Raw genomic sequence first — 7,615 nt, 5'->3', positions numbered from 1 at the left:
GGGTTCGCGGCGGTGCGACGCGGACGGACAGGCCTGGAGGCTGGCGGTCCGGGGCAGCGGAGGAAGGTGTGGATGCGGGGGGCACCGGAAGCTGGCTCGCGGTGGCGTCCCGTGGAGGGATGGGATTCTGGGCGGAGCTTGTACCAGCGACCGGCATGTTCGCTGTCGGGATGGAGCTGGAGGCTTCCGGTTCCGACGGAGCTTCGGGCGTCAGGTCCCAGCCGGGCTCGTCATGCTGGGGTTCGACCTCCACCTCGACGGAGAGGACCACCTCGGTGTCTTCGGGCGCCGAGGGGCTTCGCGCTTCGGTGGACGCCGCGGACGTCAGGGCCAGCTCGGGCGGCAGCGAATCCGACAGGTCGAGCGACGCGCCACCTGCCTCCAGCGGCGCGGGAGTCGTTCGCACCGCGCTCGACGCGGACGCCCAGCCCGTCGTGCCTGCCGCGTCGGCGGAGGCCGGACCCGGCGACCCCGTGGGAGGGAGGTCCGACGCAGCGCCCTTCCCTGCCGGACCGACCGCGCCGGACGGCGCCTCGCGCTGGGTGATGAGGCCAGGCGTGCCCTGCGGCGTCGCGGACGCGCCATCCTTCGGCTTCGTTCGGGACGTGGTCGGCGTGCCCCTTCGCGCGTACAGGTCCGCGAGCATCTGCTGCACGCCCTGATGCGCCGGATCCAGTTCGAGGATCAGCTTGCTCGCGGCGATGGCGCGCGGCAGGAAGCCCTCTTTCGCGAAGCCCTCCGCGGCGGACTGGTACGCGGTGACGGCGCGGTCGCGATGACCGGCCTTGGACCAGGCGTCCCCCATGCGCAGCCGGCTCTGGTGGTCCTTCGGCTCAGCGCGGCAGTAGTCCTCGTACAGCTCCGCGGCCTTGGAGAAGCGGCCCTTGGTGAAGGCCTCGGTCGCCTTGTCCTTGAGCGCGCGCAGCTCCATTCACCGCGCTCCGCCAGCGACCTTGTCATCCTTCGTCGAGGTCGCGCCCACGGCGTTGCGCACCTCGCGGAAGTAGTCACCCTTGAGCGCATCCAGCGGCTCGGCCTCCGCGCCCGTGTTCATCTTGCGCAGCGCCGTGGCCGCCGCGGCGCGGATCTCCGGCAGGTCGTGGTACAGGTCGCGCCCCACCTTCTCCGCCGACTTCGCGTCGCCAATGGCGCCCAGGGCCAGCAGCACGTCGCGCCGGGCCACACTGTTGGAGTCGTCCAGCGACTTGAGCAGCGTGGGCACCGCGTCCTTCGCGCCCATCCGGCCCAGCAGGATCGCCGCGAGCGCCGCCTCCGCCCCACCCTCCTTCACCACCACCTGGAGCATCTCCGACGTGGAGGCCGGCGGCGGGCCCGCGCGCGTCAGCGCATCCAGGACCACCAGCTTCTCACTGCCCATCTTCGGCAGCGCCGCGACCAGCGCCACCTGGCCGCTCTCGCCCTGCTCCGCCAGCGCCAGCGCCAGCGTCTTCTGCAGCTCGCGGTCGGGCTCCAGCAGCGCCGTGCGCGTGATCTCCACGCCCTCCGGCCCCACGTACGCGAGTCCCACCAGGGCCGCCGCGCGCAGCACGGGGCTCGCGTCGTTCGTGTAGCCCTTGAGCACCTCCAGCGCGCCGGGAGCCTTGACCGCGCCCAGCCCCGTCAGCAGCCTGGCCAACGGTTCGAGCTTCGAAGGATCCACGTCGTCGCTCAGCTCGGAAGGCACGCGCGGGGGCACCACCGCGCGCCCTGCCCCCTTCGCCCGCGCCACGTTGAGCGCCTGGAGCCGGTCGAAGAGCTGCGCGTGCTTGCCCGCCTTGCTGTCCTCCTTCTTCGACGTGGTACGCGGGGCGGCCGGATCCAGCTCCGCGCTGTACTTCAGGGGCAGCGCGGTCGGCACCCAGTCCGCGCGCAGCGTCGCGAGCCCGGCGACCTCCTGCTCGTAGAGCTTCTGGAGCGCGGGGGCGACGGACGCATCGCCCATGCTCGTCACCGCCTCCACCGCGAGCGTGCGCAGCGCGACGTCCGGCTGGTTGAGCCACGGCGTCACCTTGGGCAGCAGCGCCTTCGCCGTCGGTCCCAGGCCCACCACCGCCTGGAGTCCCGACGCCGCGGAAGCCGGCCGGGAAAGGCGGTCCGCGATGGGATCCGCCGGGCAGCCGCCGCGCGAACGCATGGCGCGGCCCGCTTCCTCGGCCTCCGCCCGCGCGCCGTCGAGCGCGATGGCGCACAGCGCGGCGTCCGTGGCCGGCGTGCGCTGGAAGGTCAGGATGGCGTCGGTGGCGAGCGGACTCACCGCGCTCTTCTCCACCGCCACCGCCTGGAGCCGCGTGGCGGAGGTCGGATCCTGGAGCTTCATCAGCGCGCTGATGGCGGACTCGCGCAGCTCCGGGAAGCTTTCGTCGAGCAACAGCGCGATGGGCGCCACGGCGCGCGGGTCGCCCGCGTCGCCCAGCCCGCGCACGGCGGCGGCGGCGAGGATGACCTGGCTGTCGCGCACCATGGGCAGCAGCCGGTTGATGGCCTCCGGACGGCCGCTCTTGCCCAGCTCTTCCGCGGCGCCCACGCGTTCGGGGAGCGCGCCTTCGGTGAGGGCCAGGAGGTTGCGCTCCCAGAGGCCCTTGGATTCGGCGGCGACGACGGTCGCCATGGCGCCGGGGACGTTCGCGCTCTTGAGGGCCTGGACGATGATCTGCCGCGTGGCGCGGCCCCGGCGTCCGTATTGGAGCGTGAGGTAGGCCTTGGCCTTGTCGCTCTTCACCTTGGCGAGCGCCAGGGCGGCCTTGCCCTGCACGGACTCGTCCGCGTCCTCGAGCAGTTCGCCGAGCAGGTCCACCACGCGGGGGTCCTGGCTTTCGCCGAGCGCGCCCGCGGCCTCACCGCGAACGATGGCAGAGAGGTCCTTGGCCGCGCGCGTGAAGAGGACCAGGTCGTCCGCGTTGTTCTGGGCGGCCAGTTTCTTCACGGCCGCGGCGCGGATCTCCGGACGGGGGTCCTGGATCTCCGCGAGGAGCTGATCCCTGTTGCCGTTGCACCCGACCAGCAGGGTCAGGGCGAGGAAGAGGGGGCGCACGCTGGATCGCATCGTTCTCCCGGAGAGGCGGACGGTGGAGGTAGGCGGCGGTTATATCAACGCCCCCCCGGGCCGCCCACCGACGGCACGACCCGGGAGGATGGATGTCCTAGCGAGGACGGCGGGGACCCTTGGAGAAGCCGGCGCCCTTGCTGGCGCCGCCCCCCTCGCCCGGAGGACCCTTGCGGATGCCGGCGCGCACGATGCGCTCGCCGGTAGGCCGGGCGGAGTCGCCAGGACGGCTTCCACTCGCACTCGCGGAACGGGGCGTACGGCCCACGCCACCACGGCTGGCGCGCGGGGGACCCCGGCTGCCGGAGTCCTCGCCACGGGGCTTCCACTCACGACGCTCGGGACGGCCTTCGCCGCGCGACGCGCCAGCCCCCGCGGGCTTGCTGAAGCGAGCCCCACCGGCCGGCTTGCCGAACCGGGCACCGCCGCGAGGAGCACCGCCTTCACCACCACCGAAGCGGCTGCCACCCGCGGGCTTGCTGAAACGAGCCCCACCGGCCGGCTTGCCGAACCGGGCGCCGCCACGAGGAGCACCGCCCTCATCACGGCTGAAGCGACCCGCCGGCTTGCCGAAGCCACCCGCCCGAGGAGCGCGATCGCCATCCGGCTTGCCGAAGCGACCCGCCGGCTTGCCGAAGCCACCCGCCCGAGGAGCGCGATCGCCATCCGGCTTGCCGAAGCGACCCGCCGGCTTGCCGAAGCCACCCGCCCGAGGAGCGCGATCGCCATCCGGCTTGGCGAAACGGCCGCGAGGAGCCCCGCCCTCGTCACCACCGAAGCGGCTGCCACCGGCAGGCTTGCCGAAACCACCCGCGCGAGGCGGGCGATCACCGGCCGGCTTGCCGAAACCACCGGACCGGGGAGCGCGATCACCGTCCGACTTGGCGAAACGGCCCCGAGGAGCGCCGCCCTCGTCACCGCCGAAGCGGCTGCCACCGGCAGGCTTGCCGAAGCCACCCGCACGAGGCGGACGATCACCGGCCGGCTTGCCGAAACCACCGGACCGGGGAGCGCGATCACCGTCCGACTTCGCGAAGCGGCCCCGAGGAGCACCGCCCTCGTCACCGCCGAAGCGGCTGCCACCGGCAGGCTTGCCGAAGCCACCCGCCCGAGGAGCCCGATCGCCATCCGACTTCGCGAAGCGGCCGCGAGGAGCACCGCCCTCGTCGCCACCGAAGCGGCTGCCACCGGCAGGCTTGCCGAAGCCACCCGCGCGAGGCGGGCGATCACCGGCAGGCTTGCCGAAGCCACCGGACCGAGGAGCACGATCGCCGTCCGACTTGGCGAAACGGCCGCGAGGAGCACCACCCTCGTCACCTCCGAAGCGGCTGCCACCGGCAGGCTTGCCGAAGCCGCCCGCACGAGGAGCCCGCTCACCGGCAGGCTTGCCGAAACCACCCGTCCGAGGCGCGCGATCGCCGTCCGACTTCGCGAAGCGGCCCCGAGGAGCACCCTCGTCCGCACCACGACCCGCACTGGCCGGCTTGCCGAAACCACCACCGGCGCCGCGAGCCCCCGCGGGCTTGCCTTCGGAAGCGCGAGCACCCCGGCCCGCAGCGGCCTTCGGCTCCGTCACTTCCTCGCCCTCATCGTCGAACGTCGGCACGTCGGAGTCATCGAAGCCCTCCTCCATGTCCTCGCCCTCCGCGGGCAGCGTCGCCCCGCGCACCGCGAACTTCGGCGGACGCGTGCCACCGTCCTGCACGCCCTTCCACTCCTTGCGCTCCGGACGGGCCTCGCGGGTCTTCGGACCCGTGGGGGCCTTCTTGGCCCCGCGGTCCGCCTTGGCCGCGGACTTGCGCGGAGGCGGCGGCAGTTCGTCGTCCATGGACAGCTCGACATCGTCGTCGTCCGGACCGTCGAAGCCCGGCGCGGCACGGCCGTGGCGGCGCGGCGGCAGCTTCATCTCCGCTTCCGCGGGCTGCGCGCGACCTTCCGCGACCTCGTTGAGCTGCGTCACCTCCGCGAGCTTCAACTGCCGCAGTTGGCCGGGACGCAGGCCCTCCACGCCAATGCCCGCGTAGGCCGGACGGAACAGGCGCACCACCGGGTGGCCCACCGCCGCGCACAGGCGCTTGATGAGGTGCGGCCGGCCTTCGGCCACGACGATCTTCAGCCAGGTGTTGCGCTCGACCTTCTCGAAGATGCCCACGTACACGGGCGTCGCCATGCCGTCTTCCAGACGCACGCCGCCGCGCAGCTTTTCAATCGTGGGCATGTCCGGCACGCCCTTCACCTTCGCCAGGTACGTGCGCGGCACCTGGAAGCTGGGGTGCGTGAGCTTGTGCGCCAGCGCTCCGTCGTCCGTGAAGAGCAGCGCGCCCTCCGCGTCGTAGTCCAGGCGGCCCACGGGGAACAGGCGACGGCCCGTCTCCTCCACGTAGTTGGCGACGGTCGGACGGCCCTGCGGATCCGACAGCGTCGTCACGACGCCGATGGGCTTGTAGAGCAGGTAGTACGACGATTCTTCCGGCGGCGTGACGAGCTTCCCATCCACGGTGACCAGGTCCTCGCCCGGCGTCACACGACTGCCCAGCTCCGTCACCGTCTCGTTGTTGACTCCCACCCGACCGCTGGTGATGAGTTCCTCTGCGTGCCGGCGCGATGCAACTCCCGCGCGAGCCAGGTACTTCTGCAAACGTTCCGCCGCCATGCCTTAGCCTTCTTCCATTCCAATTCGGCCCGTCACTCGGGCTTGGGGCCCTCGCTATCACCCTTCAAGGGTGATGGGGGGCTTTCCAGGGCGCTGGAACTGACCTTCTGGGTCCGCTCCGCGGCGGCCATGGCCTCTTCCAGCTCCTCCAGGGCGGCCTCACTGGCCGCCTCGTTCTTCTCCATCCGCTTCGTGAAACCCGGGTCCGACAGCGCCTGGACCGTCCCCGACGCCACAGGTACGGGCGGCGCCACTTCCTTCTCCACGATGTCCCGGTGCTCCTGGGTCAATTCATGGAATTCCCGCAGCGTGGGGAGCGCTGACAGGTCCTTCAGCGCGAAGAACTCCAGGAACTCGCGCGTGGTTCCATAAAGAATGGGGCGGCCGACTTCTTCCCGCTTGCCCAGGATTTTCACCAGCTTGCGGTCCATCAGGGCCTTCAGGACGGCGCCGCAGTCCACGCCGCGGATGTCCTCCAGCTCCGGCCGGGTGACGGGCTGCCGGTAGGCGATGATGGCCAGGGTCTCCACGGCGGCCCGCGTCAAACGCTGCGGCTTCACCCGGAGGTAGCGCCGGACGTACTCGGCGGAATGGGGGTCCGTGCGGAACTGCCAGCCGCCCGCCACCTCGTACAGCACGATGCCGCTGATGCCCTCCCTGTGGATGCCGGAGAGCTGATCCAGCGCCTGGGTGATGGCCTCCCGGTGGATACCGGTCGCCTGGTACAGCTCGTCCACGGACAGGGGCCGTTCGGCGACGAAGAGCACGCTCTCCAGCACCGTGCGGATGCGGTCCGCGGACAGGTTGCGGCTCTTGGAGACGAGCTTTTCGAAGGAGCTCTGGAGGTCCGGGACGCTGTCGTCCGAGTCCTCCTCGATGGCGGCGGGCTCCACCCCGTCCAGTTCCGCGTCGTCGGGACCGGGGCCGGTGACGGCGGCGATCTCCTCCTCGGAGAACGGGCCGGGACCTCCGGGCGTGCCGGGGGCGGGCGTCTCGTCACCGTCGTCGGGACCGTTACCGGTAGTCACTCTCGTCAACCTCCGTGGGGCGCAACTGTTCCAGCGCGTCCCCGTTGGGAATCACCTGGATGGGGCCCAGGGGCTCCGCCTGGGAAACCTTGATGAGGCGGCGCTTCACCATCTCCAGCATGGCGATGAAGGTGATGACCACCTCCTGGCGCGTGGCCGCCTCCGTGAACAGCGCCTCGAACACCACCGTCCCGTCCTTGCGCAGCCGGTCGGCCATCCGGAGGATGGCCTCGGACAGGCTCACCCGCTCCAGCACCACCTCGTGCTGCACCTTGGGCGTCAGGCGCTCCAGCACCCGGTCGAGCGCCTCCACCAGCTTCAGGACGGAAATCTCCTGGAGCCCGATTTCGTCGTCCGGGATGGGCACGGCCTCCACCGGCACCCGGCGCGTGAAGACATCCCGGTCCAGGATGTCCTGCTTGGCCATGTGTTCGGCGGCGTCCTTGTACTTCTGGTACTCCAAAAGCCTGCGCACCAGCTCCGCGCGGGGGTCCTGCGCCTCCTCCACCGCCGCGAGCGCGTCCGCCCCTTCGGGCACCTGGGCCGCGTCCTGTCGGGGCAGGAGCATGCGGCTCTTGAGGTGCGCCAGGGTGGAGGCCATCACCAGGAACTCCCCGGCGATGTCCAGGTTCAGCTCCCGCATCCGCTCCAGGTACTCCAGGTACTTCCCCGTGATGAGCGCCAGCGGGATGTCGAAGATGTCGACCCGATGCTCCTTGATGAGATGGAGCAGCAGGTCGAGGGGCCCCTCGAAGTTGGGCAGCGCCACCCGGAAGGCATCGGCGGGTGTGCGCGGCGTCCCCTCCCCGTCCGGGTCCGGTGGGAGGTCGTCAGGCGGTGGTGGCTTACGACCTTCGCTCACCGGACGGCGTCCTTCGGGGGGGTTGGGAG

At 71.5% G+C, this 7,615-nt stretch carries 5 protein-coding genes; all 5 read right to left on the bottom strand.

Going from position 1 to position 7,615, the window contains the following annotated elements; all coding sequences use genetic code 11:
- Positions 1-931: tetratricopeptide repeat protein (locus D7V88_RS36305; RefSeq protein WP_504814837.1), on the bottom strand; the 931-nt coding region annotated here is incomplete at its 3' end.
- Positions 932-3,043, bottom strand: a complete 2,112-nt coding sequence (locus D7V88_RS36300; RefSeq protein WP_120545167.1) for a HEAT repeat domain-containing protein — start codon at positions 3,041-3,043, stop codon at positions 932-934.
- A 97-nt stretch (positions 3,044-3,140) separates the two neighbouring features.
- Positions 3,141-5,696, bottom strand: coding sequence for a pseudouridine synthase (locus D7V88_RS36295; protein ID WP_120545166.1), 2,556 nt, complete (start codon positions 5,694-5,696; stop codon positions 3,141-3,143).
- Positions 5,697-5,728: 32 nt separating this feature from the next.
- Complete coding sequence (scpB, locus tag D7V88_RS36290; protein WP_120545165.1) at positions 5,729-6,724, bottom strand: SMC-Scp complex subunit ScpB; 996 nt, start codon at positions 6,722-6,724, stop codon at positions 5,729-5,731.
- Positions 6,711-7,493 (bottom strand): segregation and condensation protein A, encoded by a 783-nt coding sequence (locus D7V88_RS36285; protein ID WP_372241161.1) that lies wholly within the window; start codon positions 7,491-7,493, stop codon positions 6,711-6,713. The genes scpB and D7V88_RS36285 overlap by 14 nt, the downstream gene beginning before the upstream one ends.
- Positions 7,494-7,615: the final 122 nt, after the last annotated feature.

The sequence above is a fragment of the Corallococcus terminator genome (assembly GCF_003611635.1).
Lineage (GTDB): Bacteria > Myxococcota > Myxococcia > Myxococcales > Myxococcaceae > Corallococcus > Corallococcus terminator.
This window is presented reverse-complemented; position numbering and strand designations above follow the sequence as displayed.